The sequence below is a fragment of the Actinoallomurus acaciae genome, assembly GCF_042429965.1.
Classification (GTDB): Bacteria; Actinomycetota; Actinomycetes; order Streptosporangiales; family Streptosporangiaceae; genus Actinoallomurus; species Actinoallomurus acaciae.
This window is the reverse complement of the sequence record NZ_JBHLZP010000126.1, coordinates 1-17,860: the sequence shown is the minus strand read 5'-3', so window position 1 is coordinate 17,860 and position 17,860 is coordinate 1. Positions and strand designations below refer to the sequence as shown.

The 17,860-nt window shown below is 71.0% G+C and carries 18 protein-coding genes; 6 read left to right on the top strand and 12 right to left on the bottom strand.

Features of this window, described 5'->3' with window-relative positions; translation table 11 throughout:
• From ACFFNX_RS18665 to pgsA, 3 genes are all read right to left on the bottom strand, one after another.
• On the bottom strand, positions 1-980 hold a 980-nt coding region (locus ACFFNX_RS18665; protein ID WP_378203368.1), incomplete at its 3' end, for a glycosyltransferase family 4 protein.
• A 227-nt stretch (positions 981-1,207) separates the two neighbouring features.
• Positions 1,208-2,083, bottom strand: coding sequence for a phosphatidylinositol mannoside acyltransferase (locus tag ACFFNX_RS18660; protein WP_378203365.1), 876 nt, complete (start codon positions 2,081-2,083; stop codon positions 1,208-1,210).
• Positions 2,084-2,090: 7 nt separating this feature from the next.
• Entirely contained in the window at positions 2,091-2,705 is a 615-nt protein-coding gene (gene pgsA / locus ACFFNX_RS18655; RefSeq protein ID WP_378203362.1) for a phosphatidylinositol phosphate synthase, read from the bottom strand.
• Between the two features lie 261 nt (positions 2,706-2,966).
• On the opposite strand from pgsA, the gene ACFFNX_RS18650 reads away from it, so the two are divergent.
• Together ACFFNX_RS18650 and ACFFNX_RS18645 are read left to right on the top strand one after the other, a co-directional pair.
• Positions 2,967-5,108, top strand: coding sequence for an elongation factor G-like protein EF-G2 (locus tag ACFFNX_RS18650; RefSeq protein WP_378203358.1), 2,142 nt, complete (start codon positions 2,967-2,969; stop codon positions 5,106-5,108).
• A 167-nt stretch (positions 5,109-5,275) separates the two neighbouring features.
• Positions 5,276-6,139, top strand: coding sequence for a polysaccharide deacetylase family protein (locus ACFFNX_RS18645; RefSeq protein WP_378203355.1), 864 nt, complete (start codon positions 5,276-5,278; stop codon positions 6,137-6,139).
• 12 nt (positions 6,140-6,151) lie between these two features.
• Here ACFFNX_RS18645 and ACFFNX_RS18640 read toward each other — a convergent pair whose 3' ends face one another.
• Both ACFFNX_RS18640 and ACFFNX_RS18635 read right to left on the bottom strand, forming a co-directional pair.
• Positions 6,152-6,547: a thiol-disulfide oxidoreductase DCC family protein gene (locus ACFFNX_RS18640; RefSeq protein ID WP_378203352.1), complete on the bottom strand. Its 396-nt coding sequence runs from the start codon at positions 6,545-6,547 to the stop codon at positions 6,152-6,154.
• A 21-nt stretch (positions 6,548-6,568) separates the two neighbouring features.
• Positions 6,569-7,120 (bottom strand): HIT family protein, encoded by a 552-nt coding sequence (locus tag ACFFNX_RS18635; protein ID WP_378203349.1) that lies wholly within the window; start codon positions 7,118-7,120, stop codon positions 6,569-6,571.
• 200 nt (positions 7,121-7,320) lie between these two features.
• Here ACFFNX_RS18635 and mraY point away from each other — a divergent pair, with 200 nt between their 5' ends.
• On the top strand, positions 7,321-8,388 hold the full coding sequence (gene mraY / locus ACFFNX_RS18630) for a phospho-N-acetylmuramoyl-pentapeptide-transferase (protein WP_378203346.1): 1,068 nt from the start codon (positions 7,321-7,323) through the stop codon (positions 8,386-8,388).
• A 72-nt stretch (positions 8,389-8,460) separates the two neighbouring features.
• Here mraY and thrS read toward each other — a convergent pair whose 3' ends face one another.
• The gene (gene thrS / locus ACFFNX_RS18625; protein WP_378203371.1) at positions 8,461-10,446 is read right to left on the bottom strand and encodes a threonine--tRNA ligase; all 1,986 of its coding nucleotides are present in this window, start codon (positions 10,444-10,446) and stop codon (positions 8,461-8,463) included.
• 446 nt (positions 10,447-10,892) lie between these two features.
• Here thrS and ACFFNX_RS18620 point away from each other — a divergent pair, with 446 nt between their 5' ends.
• On the top strand, positions 10,893-11,918 hold the full coding sequence (locus ACFFNX_RS18620; RefSeq protein WP_378203343.1) for a sodium:calcium antiporter: 1,026 nt from the start codon (positions 10,893-10,895) through the stop codon (positions 11,916-11,918).
• Between the two features lie 20 nt (positions 11,919-11,938).
• On the opposite strand, the gene trxA is transcribed toward ACFFNX_RS18620, so the two are convergent.
• Both trxA and ACFFNX_RS18610 read right to left on the bottom strand, forming a co-directional pair.
• Entirely contained in the window at positions 11,939-12,295 is a 357-nt protein-coding gene (gene trxA / locus ACFFNX_RS18615; RefSeq protein ID WP_378203340.1) for a thioredoxin, read from the bottom strand.
• Between the two features lie 331 nt (positions 12,296-12,626).
• Entirely contained in the window at positions 12,627-12,773 is a 147-nt protein-coding gene (locus ACFFNX_RS18610) for a hypothetical protein (protein WP_378203337.1), read from the bottom strand.
• 52 nt (positions 12,774-12,825) lie between these two features.
• Here ACFFNX_RS18610 and ACFFNX_RS18605 point away from each other — a divergent pair, with 52 nt between their 5' ends.
• Together ACFFNX_RS18605 and ACFFNX_RS18600 are read left to right on the top strand one after the other, a co-directional pair.
• Entirely contained in the window at positions 12,826-14,124 is a 1,299-nt protein-coding gene (locus tag ACFFNX_RS18605; protein WP_378203334.1) for a helix-turn-helix domain-containing protein, read from the top strand.
• A gap of 154 nt (positions 14,125-14,278) precedes the next feature.
• Positions 14,279-14,437, top strand: a complete 159-nt coding sequence (locus ACFFNX_RS18600; protein WP_378203331.1) for a hypothetical protein — start codon at positions 14,279-14,281, stop codon at positions 14,435-14,437.
• 197 nt (positions 14,438-14,634) lie between these two features.
• On the opposite strand, the gene ACFFNX_RS18595 is transcribed toward ACFFNX_RS18600, so the two are convergent.
• The 4 genes from ACFFNX_RS18595 to ACFFNX_RS18580 form a co-directional block, all read right to left on the bottom strand.
• Positions 14,635-15,573 (bottom strand): Ppx/GppA family phosphatase, encoded by a 939-nt coding sequence (locus ACFFNX_RS18595; protein WP_378203328.1) that lies wholly within the window; start codon positions 15,571-15,573, stop codon positions 14,635-14,637.
• A gap of 92 nt (positions 15,574-15,665) precedes the next feature.
• Positions 15,666-16,439: a CPBP family intramembrane glutamic endopeptidase gene (locus ACFFNX_RS18590; RefSeq protein ID WP_378203324.1), complete on the bottom strand. Its 774-nt coding sequence runs from the start codon at positions 16,437-16,439 to the stop codon at positions 15,666-15,668.
• 104 nt (positions 16,440-16,543) lie between these two features.
• Positions 16,544-17,296, bottom strand: coding sequence for an enoyl-CoA hydratase-related protein (locus ACFFNX_RS18585; RefSeq protein WP_378203321.1), 753 nt, complete (start codon positions 17,294-17,296; stop codon positions 16,544-16,546).
• A gap of 2 nt (positions 17,297-17,298) precedes the next feature.
• A partial coding sequence (locus ACFFNX_RS18580; RefSeq protein WP_378203318.1) for an acyl-CoA carboxylase biotin carboxyl carrier protein subunit occupies positions 17,299-17,860 on the bottom strand: 562 nt, incomplete at its 5' end.

Sequence of the window (17,860 nt, the reverse complement as noted above, 5' to 3'; positions counted from 1 at the left end):
GCCAGCGCCGCCGCGTCGCCGACCGGGAACAGCGCGCCGGCGCGCCCGCCGAGCAGCAGGCGACTGAGAGCCGGGATGTCGCTGGCCGGGATCGGCGCGCCGGCCGACATCGCCTCGGCGAGCACGATGCCGAAGCTCTCCCCTCCGGTGTTGGGCGCGACGAAGACGTCGACGGAGTGCAGCATGCGGATCTTGTCGGCCTCGCTGACCAGGCCGAGGACGACGACGCGGTCGCGCAGCTCCGGGGGGACCCGGGCGCGTACGTCGGCGGCGTCGCCGGGACCGGCCAGCAGCAGCCGCAGCCCGGGGCGCTCGGCCCCGAGGGTCTCAAAGGCCCGCAGCAGCACGGGCAGGCCCTTGCGGTGCTCGTCCATGCGGCCCAGGAAGCCGAGGGCCCCGTCGTCGCCGGGCCAGCCCTGCAGCGGCTCCGCCATGGCGTACCGCTCGGTCGTCACGCCGTTGGGGATGAGCACGGCGTCTCCGCCGAGGTGTTCGACGAGCGTCTTGCGCGCCTTCTCCGACACCGCGATGCGCGCGGTGATCTTCTCCAGCGCGCTCTGCAGGATCGGGCCGGCCGCCGACAGGGCGCGGGAGCGTTCGAACGACGCGTGGAAGGTGGCGACGATCGGCCCGTCGGCGGCCCAGCAGGCCAGCAGGCCGAGCGACGGCGACGCGGGCTCGTGCACGTGGAGCACGTCGAACCGGCCGTCGCGGATCCAGCGGCGCACGCGGCTCGCGGACAGGAAGCCGAACGACAGCCGCGCGATCGACCCGTTGAAGGGCACCGGCACCGCGCGCCCGGCCGACACGACGTACGGCGGCAGCGGAGCCGCGCCGGAGGAGGCCTCGGTGTCGTCGGCCGGCGCGATCACCGAGACCTCGTGCCCGGAGGCGAACAGCGCCTCGGTGAGATCGCGCACGTGCGACTGGACGCCACCGGGGACGTCCCAGGTGTACGGACAGACGATGCCGACCCTCACCGATGAGTCCGGAGGAGGCGTGGCTCGTCAGAGCGGTGCGGAATCCGGCCCCCGGAAGTGGTGGCCCGGCAAGGCCGGGACGGGCCCGAGCACGAAAAGTTCATAGCCGTCTTTCCGGTCCTTTCTTCCACTCCTCGTCACTGATCTTGTTCTTGCCCGCGATGTCCAGCGTGCCATTTCGGAACGCACTCCGGCAGGAGCCCCCCGCCCTCCGAGGCGGGGCGCGGTCAAAGGTCCTCCACCCAGACGCGCTGGAGCATGTGCCAGTCCTCCGGGTGGGCGGCGATGCCCTGCTGGAAGGTGCGGGCGACGGACTGCGTCATCGCCGGAACGTCGTCATCACCGCCCGGCACGGCGATCTCGTCGTGCACCCGGACCCCCCAGTCGGCGCCTTCGTACCACAGGGTGGCCGGGCGGAGCGCGGCGCCGGTGCGCACGGCCAGGGCGGCCGGGCCGGCCGGGAACCTGGCCGCGCGTCCGAAGAAGTCGACCTCGACGCCGGTCCTGGTCAGGTCGCGGTCGGCGACGAGGCAGACCAGCCCGCCGTCGTCCAGCCGCCGGGCCAGAGTGGCGAACACGTCGTCCGCGCCGCCCGTGGCGGGCAGCACCTCCATGCCGAGGCGCGCCCGGTAGGCGACGAACCGGTCGTACAGGGACTCGGGCTTGAGGCGCTCCATGACCGTCGTGAACGGCGTGCCCGACAGCGCGATCCACGCTCCGGCGTGGTCCCAGTTGCCCATGTGCGGCAGCGCGACGACCACGCCGCGTCCGGCGTCGAGGTCCTTGTAGAGCTCCTCGACGCCGGTGATGCGCATGCCGGACAGGATGCGCTCGCGGCTCATCGACGGCAGGCGGAAGGACTCCAGCCAGTAGCGGAAGTACGAGCGCATGCCCCTGCGGCTCAGCCGGCGCAGCTCGTCTTCGGACGGCCCGTCGCCGACGACCCGCCGGAGGTTCTTCTCGAGCTGGCGGACGCCGCGGCCGTGGCGCTGCCAGGCGCGGTCGGCGATGAGCATGAAGATCTCATGCGCGACCGGCTCCGGCATGTGGCGGACCGCCGCCCAGCCCAGGCCGTAGGCGGCGTCGGCCACCTCGTCCCTCATCGGACCCTCATGAGAGCTCCCCGGCCTCCACCTGGCGCCGTACGGCGATGTAGCGCTGGGCCACCGTGATCGCGCTGGCGATGGAGAGCAGCCACAGGCCGATCGCCAGGACGTACGGCACGCCGAGACCGGTCAGGCCGATCGCGACCAGGCTGACGATCAGCCGCTCGCCGCGTTCGGCGATGCCGATCGTGGCGTTCAGGCCCATGCCCTCGGCGCGGGCGCGCGCGTACGAGACGAGCACCCCCGAGACCAGGCAGAACAGGGCGAGGCAGACGAGGAGCATGTCGTTGTGATCCCGGCCGGCGTACCGCAGGATCAGCCCCGTGAAGATCGCCGCGTCCGAGACGCGGTCCATGTTCGAGTCGAGGAAGGCGCCGAAGCGGCTCGTCTTCCCGGTCACTCGCGCCACGGCCCCATCGAACAGGTCGAAGAAGACGAAAATCGTAATGACGACCGTCCCCCAGAAGAACTGTCCGAAGGGGTAGAAGGCCAGCGCGCCGACGACGACACCGAGAGTGCCGACGATGGTGACCGTGTTGGGTGTCACGCCGGTGCGGGCCAGCGCGTGTCCGACCGGCGAGGTGACCCGTGAGAGCGCCGGCCGTATTTGGTTGAGCATTCCCGTCCTTGTCATGTGATGCGGTTGCGGTGTTCACGCTCGTGTATTGCGCGCGCAACCGGCGGATCCCGCCCGATCGTGCCCGAACTCCCCCGGCGGGCCAATCGTAGTGCGTGGCGTCGGCCCAGGTGGGAAGGGCTGAATACAGGAGGACTCGAGCGTTTGCCGGTCACCCCCTTGTGATATGAGGCCAAGACCGTAAGGGTGGTGACCACGGGTGTGGCGCCCGTCACACCCAGGTCTCCCAATGGAGGTGGGCGCGTGGCGGATAAAGCTGGTCCCCAAGGAGCCGCCGGCAGGGCACCATCGGTCGACCAACCCGAGAAGATACGCAATATCGCGTTGGTCGGCCATTCCGGGGCGGGGAAGACGACTCTCGTCGAGGCGCTGCTCGCTGCGACCGGTACGATCCAGCGGCCCGGTCGCGTCGAGGACGGCTCGACGGTCAGTGACTATGACGAAGTGGAGATGCGCCAGCAGCGCTCGGTGAACCTCTCGCTGGCGTCGTTCGAGCACGCGGGCGTCAAGGTCAACCTGCTGGACACCCCCGGTTACGCCGACTTCGTCGGCGACCTGCGCGCCGGCCTGCGCGCCGCGGACGCCGCGCTGTTCGTGGTCTCGGCGGTCGACGGCATCGACGGCGTCACGCGCAACCTGTGGGAGGAGTGCGCGGCGGTCGGCATGCCGCGCGCCGTGGTCATCACCAAGATCGACCAGCAGCGGGGCGACTTCGACGAGGTGCTGACCGAGTGCCAGGACGCCTTCGGCGACGGCGTCCTGCCGTGTTACTTCCCGTGCGAGGCCGGGCTGATCGCGCTGCTGTCGCAAAAGTGCATCGACTACTCCTCCGGCTCCCGCGCCGAGCGCGAACCCGACCCCGAGTTCCTGGACCGCCTGTCGGAGCAGCGCGGCGCCCTCATCGAGGGGATCATCCAGGAGAGCGAGGACGAGACCCTCATGGACCGCTACCTGTCCGGTGAGGAGATCGACGTCAAGGCGCTCGTGGAGGACCTGGAGAAGGCGGTCGCGCGGGGCAGCTTCTACCCGGTCCTGACCACGTCCGTGCCGCACGGCGACCACCCCGGCCCGGTGATCGGCATGGTCGAGCTGCTCGAGGTGATCACCCAGGCGTTCCCGTCGCCGCTGGAGCACGGCATCCCGGAGGTGACCACGACCGACGGCTCGCCGGCCGGCGCCCTGACCTGCGCCGCCGACGGGCCACTCGTGGCCGAGGTGGTCAAGACGGCCTCCGACCCGTACGTCGGGCGGATCTCGCTGGTCCGCGTGTTCAGCGGCACGCTCACGCCCGACGCGACGGTCCACGTCTCCGGGCACGGCATGGAGGACCGCGGGCACGAGGACCACGACATCGATGAGCGCGTCGGCGCGCTGACCTCGCCGCTCGGCAAGCTGCAACGCACGGTCTCCTCCTGCGTGGCGGGCGACATCTGCGCGGTGGCCAAGCTCACCCACGCCGAGACCGGCGACACGATCTCGGCCAAGGAACGGCCGCTGCTGATGGCCCCGTGGTCGATGCCGGACCCGCTGCTGCCGACGGCGATCCAGGCCAAGTCAAAGGCCGATGAGGACAAGCTGTCCCAGGCGCTGGGGCGGCTCGTGGCCGAGGACCCGACGCTGCGGCTGGAGAACAACTCCGAGACCCGCCAGCTCGTGCTGTGGAACATGGGCGAGGCCCACGCCGACGTGCTGCTGGACCGGCTGAGCACCCGCTACGGCGTCGAGGTCGAGACGGTGCCCCTGCGGGTGCCGCTGCGCGAGACTTTCGGCGGCGCGGCCCAGGGCCTCGGCCGGCACGTCAAGCAGAGCGGCGGGCACGGGCAGTACGCCATCTGCCACGTCGAGGTGGAGCCGCTGTCGTCGGGCACGGGCTTCGAGTTCGCCGACAAGATCGTCGGCGGCGTGGTGCCGCGGCAGTTCATCCCGTCGGTCGAGAAGGGCGTGCGCGTCCAGATGGACCGCGGCGTCCTGGCGGGGTACCCGATGGTCGACATCAGGGTCACCCTGTACGACGGCAAGGCGCACTCGGTGGACTCCTCCGACATGGCCTTCCAGACGGCGGGCCAGCTCGCCCTCAAGGACGCCGCCACCAAGGCCAAGGTCCTGCTGCTCGAACCCGTGGACGAGGTCGCGGTCCTCGTGGCCGACGACTACGTCGGCGCGGTGATGTCGGACCTGTCGTCCCGGCGCGGGCGCGTGCTGGGCAGCGAGACGGTCGCGGGGGGACGCTCCCTCATCAAGGCCGAGGTGCCGGAGCTGGAGATCACGCGGTACGCGATCGACCTGCGGTCGATGTCGCACGGCACGGGAACGTTCAGCCGGACGTTCCTGCGGTACGAACCGCTGCCGTCGCAGCTCGCCGACAAGATGGTCGCCGATTCCTGAGCCGCCGTGGCCGGTCCCGCACGGGTGCGGGACCGGCGCGTCTCCTCCTCGAGGCGAGGCCGTGTTCCTCCTCGCGGATGACGCAGTGTTAACCCTCGGTTTGCGATTATCGGTCTCATGAGTGACTCGGGGGCGAGCGAGAACACCCGTGGCGGGCGGTGGCCGCGGTGACGGACGCGACGGAGGGCACGGCGAGTGCCGCGAACGCGCGGCCGCGACGGTCGATCCTGCGGGCGGTGGGCCGGGCCGGCACGGTCGCGGGGGTGATGGCGGGCGCGGCCGGCACGCTGGGCGGACTCGCGGCCGGCGGTTTACTGGACGACGCCGACGCGATGCCCGGCACGCCCGTCTCGGCGATCGGCGTGCCGACGGACGGGCCCTGGCGCCCCTCCCCCGCGCACGTCGACATCTCGTGGGCGGTCGACACCTCGCAGCGGCTGGTGGCCCTGACCTTCGACGACGGGCCGATGCCGAACTGGACGCCCATGGTGCACGACATCCTCGACGAGGAGCGGATCCCCGCGACGTTCTTCCTCGTGGGAGCGCGGGTGCGCGACAACGCCCGGCTGATCCACGGCCGGATGGACCGGCACGCGGTCGGCAACCACACCTGGGCGCACAAGGACCTGACCCGCATGACCCACCCGCAGGCGTACCAGGCGATGCACCGGGCGCACACCATGATCGCCAAGGTCACCGGCAAGGAGCCCCGCCTGCTGCGACCCCCGATGGGCAACATCGGCGGCACCACGGTGAGCGCCGCGGGTGCGCTCGGCTACCACGTGGTGCTGTGGTCGCTGAAGATGCGCGAGGCCTACCTCGGCCACCCGCCCGGGCGGCTCGTCGACTACATCGTCGACAGCACCGAGCCCGGCACCATCCTCCTCGCGCACGACACGGGCCACCGCGACCGGCTGATCGCCATCCGCGGCCTGCCCGCGATGATCCGCGGCCTGCGGGCGAAGGGGTTCGAGTTCGTCACCGTGCCCGACCTGCTCGCCGCCGCGCAGACCGGGACCGCCACGACCTGACCCGGGGCCCGCTCAGCCGTACGGGCCGGCGGCGCCGGGGCGTTCGGACGAGGGCAGCCGGCACGCGGGAGTGCCGCCGGGCAGACGGAAGCGGTTGACGGTGACGAGATGGTAGACGCCGGCGGCGATCCAGCCGAACGGCGGCACACGGATCAGCAGGCCGAGCGGCCGCCACGCCCCGCCCGCGTCGATGAGGAGGCTCGCGATCGCCTGCGCGCCGCCGCGCACGCGGTCCCGCTCGGCCCAGAGCACCTCGCCGCTCGCGCGTTCGGCGGTCGTGCCGAGCGCCGCCAGGTCCACGGACTGGTACGGGCTCATCCGCGCCTTCGTCGGGATGTGCCGCTCGATGAACCGCGCGGAGGCCGTGCAGAAGCCGCAGTCGCCGTCGTACAGCAGGATCGGGCGCATGACCGCCTCTCCGGGGGTCTCTCAGTCCAGCGGCCAGGCGTCCGCGATGATCTGGCGGGTGTCGCGGAGCAGCTGCGGCAGCACGCGGGTCTGGCCGATGACCGGCATGAAGTTGGTGTCGCCGCCCCAGCGGGGGACAACGTGCTGGTGGAGGTGCGCGGCGATGCCGGCGCCCGCGACGGTGCCGAGGTTCATGCCGACGTTGAAGCCGTGGGCGCCGCTCGCCTTGCGCAGCGCGGTCAGGGACCGCTTGGTGAGCAGTGCCAGCTCGACGGTCTCGGCGTCGTCCAGCTCGGTGTAGTCGCTCACGTGGCGGAACGGGCACACGAGCAGGTGCCCGGAGTTGTAGGGGTACAGGTTGAGCACCGCGTAGGCGTACTCCCCGCGCCGGACGATCAGGCCCTCCGCGTCGTCCATCCTGGGGATCTCGCAGAACGGGCAGCCGTCGTCCGGGCCCAAGCCGGTGGGCTTGCTCTCACCCTTGATGTACGCCATCCGGTGGGGGGTCCACAGACGCTGGAACTGGTCGGGGTCCCCGACGCCGAACTGCTCCTCAGGCTTGGGCTCGGTCATGCCAGAAGCATAGGACCGCCGGGCCGCTCCGCCCCTTCCGGGTGACCCGGCCAACGCGAGACGACCCGGCATTCAACGCGAAACGACCCGGCAATGCGGTGGCTTCCGGTGCGGAGGGCGCGTTCGGATGGGACGATCCGTTGATCAAGATTCGGGGTGGTGTCGACCGCGGCACCGCCGGTCAGAGAGGGTGATGACGCGTGAGGACCATCCTTGTGGCCGCGATACTTTCGCTGGTCATCGGGTTGCTGGCCACGCCTTTGTGGATTCGCGTCGTACGCAGGCTCGGCTACGGCCAGATGGTTCGTGAGGAGGGGCCGCGGTCCCATCTCGGCAAGCGCGGCACGCCCACGATGGGCGGCACCGTGTTGATCGTCGCCGCGCTGGCCGGGTACGCGATCGCGCATCTGGCCACGGTCACGCGGCCGACCGTCTCCGGCGCGCTCGTCCTGTTCCTGATGACGGGCCTCGGCCTGGTCGGTTTCGTGGACGATTACATCAAGGTCTTCAAGCAGCGCAGCCTGGGCCTGCGCAGTGGCGCGAAGATGATCGGCATCATCGTCGTCGGCGGGGTCTTCGCGCTGCTGTCGCTGCGGTTCCCCAACGGCTACGGCATGACCCCCGCCACCACCCACCTGTCGTTCCTCCGCGACTTCGGGCCCTCCCTCGGGCCCTGGCTGTGCGTGCTCTGGGCACTCGCCATGATCGCCGGCACGTCCAACGCGGTGAACCTGACCGATGGCCTGGACGGTCTCGCCGCCGGCGCGGTGGGCATGGTCCTCGGCGCGTACATCCTGATCAGCGACAGGCAACTCCGCGGCAGCTGCACGCTCACGCTCGAACCCCACTGCTACACGGTCCGCGATCCGCTCGACCTCGCCGTGGTCGCCGCCGCCGCGCTCGGCGCCCTGATCGGGTTCCTGTGGTGGAACGCCCCGCCGGCCAAGATCTTCATGGGCGACACCGGGTCCCTGGCGCTCGGCGGCGTCATCGTCGGCCTGGCCCTGAGCACCCAGACCGAGATACTCCTGGTCGTCCTCGCCGGGCTACCGGTGATCATCACCCTGTCGGTGATCATCCAGGTCGGGTCCTTCAAGACGACGAGGAGACGCGTCTTCAAGATGGCGCCCCTGCAGCACCACTTCGAGCTCTCCGGGTGGGCCGAGACCACCATCGTCGTGCGGTTCTGGCTGGTCTCGGCGCTCTGTGTGGCGGCCGGGCTGGGCCTGTTCTACCTGGACAACCCAAGCTTCCTGTTCCCGCTGTGACCGAGCGTCCGGGTGACGGCCCCTCCGCCCTCGGTCCCCTGGCCGCCGTCCGTGGCGGCCAGGGGGCCGCGGTCAGATCTGCACGCGCTCCTCGATGGCCTTGACGATCTCCTCGATCGCGTCGGCGACGGGGACGGCGTTGTTCTGCTCGCCGCTGCGGTAGCGGAACGACACGGCGCCCTTGGCCACATCGTCGTCGCCCGCGAGCAGCATGTACGGGATCTTCTGCTTCTGCGCGTTGCGGATCTTCTTCTGCATCCGGTCCGAGGAGGTGTCGACCTCCACCCGGATGCCGCGCTCGCGCAGGCGCGCGGCGACCTGCTCCAGGTATTCCACGTGGTCGTCGGCGATCGGGATGCCCACCACCTGCACCGGCGAAAGCCACGGCGGCAGCGCGCCCGCGTAGTGCTCCAGCAGGATCCCGAAGAACCGCTCGATCGAGCCGAACAGCGCCCGGTGGATCATGACCGGGGTCTTCCGGGTACCGTCGGCGGCCTGGTATTCGAGCCCGAAACGCTTCGGCTGGTTGAAGTCGACCTGGATGGTGGAGAGCTGCCAGGTGCGGCCGATCGCGTCCTTGGCCTGCACCGAGATCTTCGGGCCGTAGAAGGCCGCGCCGCCCGGGTCGTCGACCAGCTCCAGGCCGGACTCCTCGGCGGCGTCCCGCAGGGCGGCGGTGGCCTCCGCCCAGTCCTCGTCCGAGCCGATGAACTTGTCGGAGTCGTCCTTGGTGGACAGCTCCAGGTAGAACTCGCTCAGCCCGTACTCGCGCAGCAGGTCGAGCACGAAGTTCAGCAGGCTCTTGAGCTCGTCGCTCCGCTGCTCCGGGGTGCAGTAGATGTGCGAGTCGTCCATGGTGAAGCCGCGCACCCGGGTGAGGCCGTGCGCCACACCGGACTTCTCGAACCGGTAGACGGTGCCCAGCTCGAACAGGCGCAGCGGAAGCTCCCGGTACGACCGCCCGCGCGCCTTGAAGACCAGGTTGTGCATCGGGCAGTTCATCGGCTTGAGGCGGTACTCCGCCCCGTCCATCTCGAAGGGCGGGAACATGTCCTCGCCGTACCAGGGCAGGTGCCCGGAGGTCTCGAACAGGGTGCTCTTGGTGATGTGCGGGGTGGAGACGAACTCATAGCCCGACTCCTCGTGCCGCTTGCGCGAGTAGTCCTCCAGCGCCTTGCGGACGGTGCCGCCCTTGGGGTGGAAGACCGGGAGACCGCTGCCGATCTCCGGCGGGAAGGAGAACAGGTCGAGCTCGGCGCCGAGCCTGCGGTGGTCGCGCTTCTCGGCCTCCTCCAGCATCTTCAGGTAGGCGTCCTGCCGGTCACGCGAGTCCCACGCGGTGCCGTAGATCCGCTGGAGCTGGGGGTTCTTCTCGCTGCCGCGCCAGTACGCACCGCCGGTGCGCATCAGCTTGAACGCCGGGATCACGCGGGTGCTGGGCACGTGCGGGCCACGGCACAGGTCCTTCCAGCGCAGCTCGCCGGACTTGGCGTCGAGGTTGTCATAGATGGTCAGCTCTCCCCCGCCGACCTCCACGCTCTCCTCGTCCGCGGCGGCGCCCTTGAGACCGATCAGCTCCAGCTTGTACGGCTCGTCGGCGAGCTCCTCGCGAGCGCCGGTGTCGGTGACGACCCGGCGGGAGAAGGACTGGCCCTGCTTGACGATCTCGCGCATGCGCTTCTCGATGCGCTTGATGTCCTCGGGCTGGAAGGGCTGCTCGACGTCGAAGTCGTAGTAGAAGCCGTTCTCCACCGGCGGGCCGATGCCCAGCCGGGCCTTGGGGAACAGCTCCTGCACCGCCTGGGCCATGACGTGCGCCGCCGAGTGGCGGACGATCGCGAGGCCCTCGTCGGAGCCGATCTCGATGGGCTCGACGACGTCGCCGTCGGCGAGGACGTACGCAAGGTCGCGGGGCTGCCCGCCCACGCGCGCCGCGATGACGGTGCGGCCGTCGGCTTCGAGCGCCTCGCCCGCAGTGGTGCCTGCCGCCACCACACGCTCGTCTCCGCCGAGGGTGATGCGCAGTTCAGACACGGAATCTCCTCGATGGTCAGGGATGTCGACATCGAATGCTACCGACTGTGCGCCGGCGCGGGACGCCTCATTGTCCATGGTCAACTTCCTCCTGTCGGCGGGAGCGGCCACGGGACGCGACGAGGCCCCGGGATCGCTCCCGGGGCCTCGTCGTCGCGTCGGTCAGTGCGCGCGGTCGATGCGCCGGGGTGTCCCCGGCGTCGTCGTCACATACACGCCTGGCATGTGTCCCAGGGTAACCGATCCCGTCGCCGCGCGCCCGCTTGTTGACGCGTGTCGGCGTCCGCACACGGCACCGGTCGCCGGCGGTAGGCTGGTGGAAGCGAAGGGGAGTAGTCCCGCTCGCCGGCCATCGACATACTGGAGCGCTCGCTCCCGGTGCCCGGGCCCCTCTGGGGTGGACGAGACCTTCGGCCAAAGGTGACGTCCGTCGCCGTGGGCCGAGGTCTCTTTTTTCGTCTCACGGCAACATGATCGATGGGAACTTCATGCTGCACGTGGTGATCCTGCTGGCGTGTGCCGTCGCGATCTACCTTTCCTGCGAGTGGTTCGTCAACGCGGTCGAGTGGCTGGGACTGCGCCTGAAGATCGGCCCCCTCGCGGTCGGCACGGTGCTGGCGGCCTTCGGGACCGCACTGCCCGAGAGCGTCGTCACGTTCGTGGCGGTCGTCTTCGGCTCCGGGTCCGCGCAGAAGGACATCGGCGTCGGGGCGGCCATGGGCGGCCCGCTGGCCCTCGCCACGGCGGCGTACGGGGTGACCGGCTTCATGCTCCTGACACGCCGACGTAAGGCGACCGCGGACGACGACGGCGGCGAGGACGTCGGCGACACGCGGAAGCTGGCCCGCGACCAGCGCTGGTTCCTCGCGATCTTCGTGGTCAAGGTGGCGCTCGGCCTGGTCGCCTTCGCGTACAAGCCCGTGCTCGGGCTGCTCTTCTTCGCCGCGTACGGCGTCTACTTCTGGCGCGAGCTGCGCGGCGGGCCGGCCGGCGAGAACGACGTGGTCGACGTCGAGCCGCTGCGCCTGCAGCCGCGCCGCACGACCCCGGCCACCTGGGCCGTGGTCACCCAGGCCCTCGTCACCCTGGCGATCATCTTCGTGGCCTCACAGCTGTTCGTGCACGCGCTGGAGGCGATCGGACCGATGATCGGCCTGCCCGCGGCGGTGACCGCGCTGCTGCTCTCCCCGATCGCGACCGAGCTGCCCGAGATCATGAACGCCATCATCTGGGTCCGCCAGGGCAAGACCCGCCTCGCCCTGGCGAACATCAGCGGCGCCATGATGATCCAGGCGACCGTCCCGTCGGGACTGGGCATCCTGTTCACGCCGTGGCGCTTCGACGGCCCGCTGCTGCTGTCCGGCGTCGTCACGATCATCGCGATGCTGTTCTTGCTGGTCGCACTGGGCTCGGGCCGCTTCACCGGCCGTACGCTCACGTGGGCGGCGGCCTTCTACGGGGTGTTCGCGGTCTGCCTGATCCCGATCCTGGCGTGAGCCGTCGGGACCGTGTGCCCTCAGGACTTGGCGAGACGGCTGCGCACGTCGTCCATGTCGAGGGCGCGCACCTGTTCGATCAGGTTCTCCAGGGCCGGCTCGGGCAGCGCGCCGGGCTGGGCGAAGACGATGACGCCGTCACGGATCGCCATGATCGTGGGGATCGAGGTGATGTCGAAGCGCGCGGCCAGGTCCTGCTCGGCCTCGGTGTCGACCTTGCCGAAGACGATGTCCTCGTGCTTTTCGGCCGCCCGCTCATAGACCGGCGCGAACATCCGGCACGGACCGCACCAGCTCGCCCAGAAATCGACCAGCACGATGCCCTCGCCGGCCGCCGTCTTCTCGAAGTTGGCACTGGTCAGTGTCGTCGTGGCCATGTCATCCGCTCCTGTCCGGTCGAAGACGCGGCGCCTCACAGGGCGCCGCGTCTCTGCACAACAGAGCGACTCCAACGCTCATTCCATGGACGGCCCGGGGAGATTCCGACGTCGTCGTGACCCGGCTCTGCGAGCGGGCTCCCCCCGGCCGGCCGCTGATCGGCCCGCCCGGCAGCGGCCACTCTCGGCCACTGCCGGTCTGCTCCGGATCCGGCTGGGCACGACCCTGCGGCGCTCGCGGGTCGCCGAGGCACATGCCCTGTCGGGTGCACCGCTGCCGCAACCGAGCTCGCGGATCCATCATTCAGCAGCGGATCAGCAGGTCGACGGCCTAGCAGCAGCCGATCAGGGTGCCGCTCTGCGCTGCCGGGGACGCCACTGCCGCCGTGGCCGAGACCGCGCCGACCGGGCCGAAGGCCATGAGCCAGCCGAGCAGGGCGAGGATGATGAGGACGACGCCCCTGCGAAGATGTGACATTCTTTTCTATCCTTTCGTGTGGTTCTGTCACTTTCTTGTAGAGGCGGGCGGGATGCCAAGTCAAGAATCGCTGGGCGAACGGATTCGTAACCTGCGTCTGCGGAGGAACATGTCCCAGGCACAGCTGGCGTGGCCGGAACTCTCCGACAGCTACGTGTCACTCATCGAGAGCGGCAAGCGCACCCCCGCGCCCAGCATGGTGGCCCTCCTCGCGCGCAAGCTCGACTGCTCGGCGGCCTACCTCACGACCGGCGTGACCGAGGAGGCCATGACCGGGCTGCAGGAGACGTTGCGGTACGCCCGGATCGCCCTGGAGAACGGCGCCACCGACGAGGCCCGTACCTGCTTCGCCGAGGTTCTGGCCCATCCGGCGCTCGCGGACCTCCCCGCGCTCGCACACGAGGCGCGCTGGGGCCACGCGCTCGCGTTGGAGGCGACCGGCGCCCTTGAGGAGTCCATCGCCGAGCTTGAGCACGCCATCGCCCTGACGTCGCCTCAGGCGGACCCCGACCACTGGGCCGAACTGCACACCGCCCTCAGCCGCTGCCTTCGCGAGCAGGGTGACCTGGCCGCGAGCATCAGCGCCGGCGAGCACGCTCTGGAGCAGCTCACGCAGGGAGGCGGCCAGTGGAGCGACGCGATGGTGATGCTCGGCTCGACCATCCTGTGCGCCTACTACTACCGAGGCGACCTCGCGTACTCCAGCCAGCTCGCCCAGGCCCTGATCGAGCGCGCCGAGGCCATCGGCACCCCGCGGGCGCTCATGGCCGCGTACTGGAACGCGGGTCTGGTCGCGGAGCTGCGCGGTGAGTTCGAGGCCGGGCTCAAGCTCGCCGAGCGCGCGATCGCGCTGCTGGGCGAGGTGGACGACCCCCGCAACCTGAGCCGTCTGCGCACGGCGTACGCCTGGCTTTTGATGACCGCGCGTCCGGAACGCGCGGAAGAGGCCCAGCAGGTGCTCTTCAAGGCCGAGCGGGAGCTGGACTCCAGTTCGGCCAGCACGGTCGACGCGGCCTGGTGCCTCACCATCCAGGCGCGGGCCGAGATGGCGCTCAACCGCCCGCTGGAGGCGGCCGTGCTCGCGAAGCGGGCGGCCGAGCTGCTGAAGGAGACGGCGGGCCACGCCATCGCGCAGGCCTACACCGTGCTGGGCGAGGCGTACGAGCGGCTGGGCCGGCGCGAGGAGGCCATGGACGTCCTCTCCCAGGCCGTGGAGTACCTGGAGAAGATGGAGGCGCACCGGCCGGCGGCGCGCACCTGGTTCGACCTCGCCGAGCTGCTCGGCGCGGCCGGCCGTCCGGACGGTCAGAAGGCGGCGTTCCAGCGCGCCCTCTCCTGCATGAACCTTTGACGGCCGCCCAGGCCACGGCGCCCCACCGCCGGGATCATCGGACGCGCGGTTCCTGAGTGGAACCGCGCGTCCGCGCGTTGCGTCTCTGATCTTGTACGCTCATCCAGGCTTTCTGGATAGAAGCTGAAAAATGCCTGAAAATCGGAGGGGCAACGTGAAGGTCAAGCGGCTTCGTACGGCGACCGTGGCGGGCATGGCGCTGGTACCGGCGCTCCTGGGACTCTCGGCCTGCGGCCACTCCCATCACGTGGTTCACCACCACGTCGTCGTCCACCACCACGTGGTTCACCACCACGTCGTCCGCCACCGCTGACCGGCGGTCCGACGGGGCCCGTCCGCCGGGCCCCGCTCCGGAATCCCGGTTCCCGCCCTGACCGGTCGCACTGACCGCGGCGGTGAGGTCACCCCTTACGGAATTCGGTTCTCCGCCGGTAAAGCTCCTGATCACTCCACCACCGGCGGCCATGACGAAAAAGCGGCCCGGCCGTTGACACGACCGACGCGGCGAGATCAGGAACGTTCCTGGGGCAGCAGGTCCAGGCGGCGCAGGATCACCCCTTCGCGCAGCGCCCAGGGGCACACGGCCGCCTCCCCGACGTCCAGGAGGTCCATCGCGGCGTCCGCCACGATCGCGCCGGCCGGGAGCTGCGGCGCGCGCCCCTGTGAGACTCCGGGGAGCCCGGCGCGTTCGGCCGCGGTCATCGACGGCAGCCGCTCGGCCCACTCGGTGACCTGCTTGTGGGACAGCACCCGGCGGACGAGCGGCCCCTGGTTGGAGGGGGCCGCGCCGGCGATGCGGGAGAGCTGCCGGAACGTCTTGGAGGTCGCCACCGCGTGGTCCGGCGCGCCGTACCGGACGACACCGCCGACCTCGCGGGCGATCGTCGTACGGACGTGCTTGCGGAGCTGACGCACCTCCTCGGGCGGCGGCGGGTCGGCGGTGAACCAGTCGCGGGTCAGGCGGCCGGCGCCGAGCGGCAGGGACACCGCCGCGTCGGGCTCCTCGTCGGCGCCGGAGGCGATCTCCAGGGAGCCCCCGCCGATGTCCAGGACGAGCAGCCGTCCCGACGACCAGCCGAACCAGCGACGCGCGGCCAGGAACGTCAGCCGTGCCTCGTCCTCACCGGACAGCACCGGGATGTCGATGCCGCTGCGGTCGCGGATGTCGCTGAGGACCTCCTCGCCGTTGACCGCCTCGCGGATCGCCGAGGTCGCGAAGGCGACGACCTCCTCGACGCCCTTGTCCTCGGCGATGCGAAGAGCGTCGTCGACGAACGCGCGCAACCGGTCGGCGCCCAGGTCGGACAGCCGGTCGCCGCCCTCCAGGTGCGCGGCGAGCCGCAGCTCGTCCTTGTGCGAAAAGGCCGGCAGCGGCGCCGCGCCCTGGTGTGCGTCCACGACCAGAAGATGCACGGTATTGGAGCCCACATCGAGGACACCGAGTCTCATGAGTCAGACGCTATCGGTTCACCGAGTGTCCTTTTCGGCAGATGTCGCTCATCCTCCCCCGCCGAGCCGGGCCCGGCGGGCCCCACGGCGCCTCACGGCAGCCAGGACACGTGGCCGTGCAGGAGCGTGTAGCCGACGAACGTCACGCCGTCGATGAGCGTGTGCGCGACGATCAGGGGCGTGGCGCGGCCCCAGCGCTGGTAGAGCCGGCCGAAGATCACGCCCATCACCACGTTGCCGGCGAAGCCGCCGAAGCCCTGGTAGAGGTGGTACGAGCCGCGCAGCAGCGCACTGACCGTCAGGGCACGGCCCGGCCGCCAGCCGAGCTGGGAGAGCCGGTGCAGCAGGTATCCGGCGACCAGCACCTCCTCCAGCACGCCGTTCTGCGCGGCGGCCAGCAGCAGCACGGGGATGCGCCACCACACCGGCGGGAGCTGCGCGGGCACGACGGTGAGGTTCGCGCCGGAGTGGTAGGCGATCAGGTACAGCGCCAGCCCGCCGCCGCCGATCACCGCGGCCAGCGCGGCACCGCGCGCCGTGTCCCGCACCGGCCGGGTCCGGTCGACGCCGATGGTGGCGAGCGACTCCCCCGAGCGCACCAGCAGGTACGCCACGAGGGCCACGGGCGCGACCGCGATGGCGATGTTGAGCAGCTGGAAGGCGAGGTCGATCCAGGGACGGCCGGGCGCGAGAGAGCCGACCAGCAGCGCCTTCTGCCGCGCCAGCGACTTCGGTGCGGTGAGAGCGGCGATGAGCTGGAGCAGCGCGCTGACGCCGCTGGCGCCGAGCGAGAGGGCGAAGACCACCCAGATCTCGGTGGTGAGCAGCCGCCGGCTCACCGCCGGCGCCTCCGGGGTCAGCGTCACACCGTCCATCGGGCGCCGGAACGTGGTCGAAGGTCAGCGCGGGGCCGCGGCCCGGCCGCGACCGGTGGGACGGTACAGGTCACAACGCGCACCGTAGCAGCAGGTCAGGGAAGCCACCGGGGATCGCGCTTCTCCAGGAAGGCGGCGATGCCCTCTTTGGCCTCCTCGGAGCCGAAGCGCTCGGCGGACAGCTCCGCCATCCGGGCGAAGCCCTCCTCGACCGTCAGGGCCGAGACCGTGCGCGGCAGCCGCTTGGCGATGGCCAGGGCCTCCGGGGCCCCGCGCAGGAGCATGCCGGTGTAGTGGGCCACCGCGGCGTCCAGCTCCCCGGCCGGGACGGCGCGGTTGATCAGGCCGATCTCCTGGGCGCGGCGCGCGTCGAAGACCTCTCCGGTGAGGAAGTACTCGGCCGCCGCGCGGGGGTCCATGCGGCGCAGGCACGTCACCGCGATCATGGCGGGCACGACGCCCAGGCGCACCTCGGTGAAGGCGAACGTCGCGGTGTCCGGGGCGACGGCGAGGTCGCACGCGGTCACCAGGCCGAGGCCGCCCGCCCGCGCCGGACCGTTGAGGCGGGCCACGACCGGCTTGGGGCTGTCCCAGATGAGCCCGACGAGGCCGGGCACGTCCGGCGGCGGCCCGCCCGCCGACTGCTCCTTCAGGTCGGCGCCCGCGCAGAACACCGTGCCGGTGCCGGTCAGCATGATGACGCGGACACCGTCGTCGCCGAGCGCGGTCGTCAGCGCCTCGCGCAGCTCGGCGACGAGGCGCCGCGACAGGGCGTTGCGGTTGCGCGGCGAGTCGAGGGTGACGGTCGCCGTACCGGCGTCCTCGGCGTACCGGACGAGGGATTCCATGGCTACTCCTCCGTGACGACGGCGAGGACCGCGCCGGTCTCGACCTGGGCTCCCACCTCGGCGTGCAGCGCGGTCACCACGCCGCCCGCCGGGGCGAGGATCTGGTGTTCCATCTTCATCGCCTCCAGCCACAGCATCGGCTGGCCGCGTTCGACCGTGTCGCCCTCGCTCACCGCGACCCGGACCACCGAACCGGGCATGGGCGCGAGCAGGGTGCCGGGCGCCACCTGCTCGGCGGGGTCGGGCAGGCGCTCGATCCGCGTGAACGTCACCGCGCCGAGCACCGAGTCCACGTACACCCCTCGCCCGTGCCGCGCGACCGTGAACCGCAGGCGCACGCCGCCGGCCGTCAGGACGACCGCGTACGGCGACGCCGAGACGAGCGAGACGTCCTCGTGGCCCTCGGCGACCAGGCCCGTGCGCGTGAGGCGGTAGGCGACCTCGTGGACGGTCCCGGAGTCGTCGAAGGCGGCGCGCTGCGGCTGTGAGGGCACGTTGCGCCAGCCGCTCGGCAGGCCGCCCAGCACGGTCGCCTCCGCGCGGTTGGCGGCGGCCTGGGCGAGC